Origin of the sequence: Leeuwenhoekiella polynyae, from assembly GCF_004104075.1 — a bacterium.
Lineage (GTDB): Bacteria > Bacteroidota > Bacteroidia > Flavobacteriales > Flavobacteriaceae > Leeuwenhoekiella > Leeuwenhoekiella polynyae.
In genome coordinates this window covers 22501-25479 of sequence record NZ_QOVK01000036.1, presented here as the reverse complement: position 1 = coordinate 25479, position 2979 = coordinate 22501, and the positions used below count along the sequence as shown (strand labels likewise).

At 42.8% G+C, this 2979-nt stretch carries 1 rRNA gene; it reads left to right on the top strand.

Annotated elements, in window-relative coordinates:
- The first annotated feature begins 1379 nt into the window (after positions 1-1379).
- Positions 1380-2907: ribosomal RNA gene (locus DSM02_RS20025) — 16S ribosomal RNA — on the top strand.
- Positions 2908-2979: the final 72 nt, after the last annotated feature.

The window sequence follows — 2979 nt, the reverse complement described above, 5'->3', positions numbered from 1 at the left end:
GATCGTAGAAGTGAGAACTAGGCTTGAATCTGAAACCCTCCACTTAAAATAAGCCCGCGTGAGGAATAATAGTAGCGGAAATCCTTGTTAAGCTGTAGCGCGGATTAAAGGGAGTACTCAAGCATTGCGAATTTAGATTCCGGTGTCTTGGATCTTTTGATCTATATAGAAAGAAAGGTTGAGCTATTTAAACTAGCAACTTTTAAAGTTTATTTTGGACCAAGCCTAATTGTTGGGGACTATTCAAAAATTGTAGTTAATCTGTGCAAAAAGAATTCTACATTTTTCACTGCTTTAAACTGAGCTCTAAACGCTTTTGAGCCAGCTTTGTATAAGCTATTTTAACTTCAGTGTTTTCATTAAAAATACTTCTTAACTGGTTTCCCATGTCATATGCCTGCAGTATGTCGGGATAGGTTTTAAATAAAAGTTTAGCCCTTTGTGTTTTGGTTAATTGTCCAGTTGGAGGATGCTTTATAGAGTAAGTAGCGGCTTCTTGTCAGTAATTGTTTATTAGTTTCTCTAGAAGTAGCTGGTCTTTATATTCCAAGTCGCTGGTTTTTCCTATTTGTGCGACAGCAATCACGCTTTCGCTACTCGCTTTTGTAAGCTTTAGGAGCTTACCAAGCTCTTAAGCCTGCCGCTTAATCCCTAACCTGTTTGTTTCTTACGCTGATTTTCTGCTTTTGTGATTTTTAGTTTTATGTCTTTCATCGAGTAAAAGGTAGATGAGTTCTTATTTTTGATGTTTTGTAAATAAAGTCAAGCTTTTTAAAACCGTAGATCTGGATGCGTTTTAAGTATAAATTATAAAAAGTTGAAGTTGTAAGTAATTGGTTTTAAGTAGGGAGTAAATTATTTTAAAATAAGTTTATAAAAGTGCTTGCGGGTACAGATATTGGTTCTATATTTGCGCCTCCAAAATCGGGTATAAAAAACGGTTTTACGTTCTTTGGTAAGCAGATAAAATAAAGTTTAAAAAAAGCTTGTTTATAAAGGGAAAAGGGTAGTATCTTTGCCCTCCGGTTTTTCGGCAAGAAAGGCGGTAAAGTTCTTAAATAAGTTGCTTGAAAAAAGGCTAAAAAAAACTTCAAATTTTATTTGTTTTGTAAATAAAAAGAGTTGTATATTTGCAGCCGCTTTCACGGAGAGCAACGCAAATTGAAACTGAGATGATTTGGTAATAAAAATAAGGTTCGATTCCTTAGCATCTATCAAGAAGTTTCTTCTTTAGTAAGAGGGAAAGTTATTTGACATATTGAATTGACAACGCGTCCCGATTTTATATCGGGATTGAATTAAAACTAGAACGACCATTTTGAGCACTCTTAGGAGTGTGATTAAATTTCCTTATATCGTGGAATATTATATAAGACACTACGATGAAGAGTTTGATCCTGGCTCAGGATGAACGCTAGCGGCAGGCCTAACACATGCAAGTCGAACGGTAACAGGGAAGAGCTTGCTTTTCCGCTGACGAGTGGCGCACGGGTGCGTAACGCGTATGCAATCTGCCTTGTACTGGAGTATAGCCCAGGGAAACTTGGATTAATCCTCCATAGTCTATATGATTGGCATCATTTATATAGTAAAGGTTACGGTACAAGATGAGCATGCGTCCTATTAGCTTGTTGGTGTGGTAACGGCACACCAAGGCATCGATAGGTAGGGGTCCTGAGAGGGAGATCCCCCACACTGGTACTGAGACACGGACCAGACTCCTACGGGAGGCAGCAGTGAGGAATATTGGACAATGGGCGCAAGCCTGATCCAGCCATGCCGCGTGCAGGAAGACGGCCCTATGGGTTGTAAACTGCTTTTATATGGGAAGAATAAGGTCTACGTGTAGACTGATGACGGTACCATAAGAATAAGCACCGGCTAACTCCGTGCCAGCAGCCGCGGTAATACGGAGGGTGCAAGCGTTATCCGGAATCATTGGGTTTAAAGGGTCCGTAGGTGGACTAATAAGTCAGTGGTGAAAGTCTGCAGCTTAACTGTAGAATTGCCATTGATACTGTTAGTCTTGAATTGTTATGAAGTAACTAGAATATGTAGTGTAGCGGTGAAATGCATAGATATTACATAGAATACCGATTGCGAAGGCAGGTTACTAATAATACATTGACACTGATGGACGAAAGCGTGGGGAGCGAACAGGATTAGATACCCTGGTAGTCCACGCCGTAAACGATGGTTACTAGCTGTCCGGCTCGATTGAGAGCTGGGTGGCCAAGCGAAAGTGATAAGTAACCCACCTGGGGAGTACGTTCGCAAGAATGAAACTCAAAGGAATTGACGGGGGCCCGCACAAGCGGTGGAGCATGTGGTTTAATTCGATGATACGCGAGGAACCTTACCAGGGCTTAAATGTAGTCTGACAGGATTGGAAACAGTCTTTTCTTCGGACAGATTACAAGGTGCTGCATGGTTGTCGTCAGCTCGTGCCGTGAGGTGTCAGGTTAAGTCCTATAACGAGCGCAACCCCTGTGGTTAGTTGCCAGCGAGTAATGTCGGGAACTCTAGCCAGACTGCCAGTGCAAACTGTGAGGAAGGTGGGGATGACGTCAAATCATCACGGCCCTTACGTCCTGGGCCACACACGTGCTACAATGGTAGGTACAGAGAGCAGCCACTTTGCAAAGAGGAGCGAATCTATAAAACCTATCACAGTTCGGATCGGGGTCTGCAACTCGACCCCGTGAAGCTGGAATCGCTAGTAATCGCATATCAGCCATGATGCGGTGAATACGTTCCCGGGCCTTGTACACACCGCCCGTCAAGCCATGGAAGCTGGGGGTACCTGAAGTCCGTCACCGTAAGGAGCGGCCTAGGGTAAGACCGGTAACTGGGGCTAAGTCGTAACAAGGTAGCCGTACCGGAAGGTGCGGCTGGAACACCTCCTTTCTAGAGCTTTGCTGCTTAGCAGACAAAGACACGACTATAAGGAAAGGTAAAGTTTTAGTTTTAAGTTGTCAA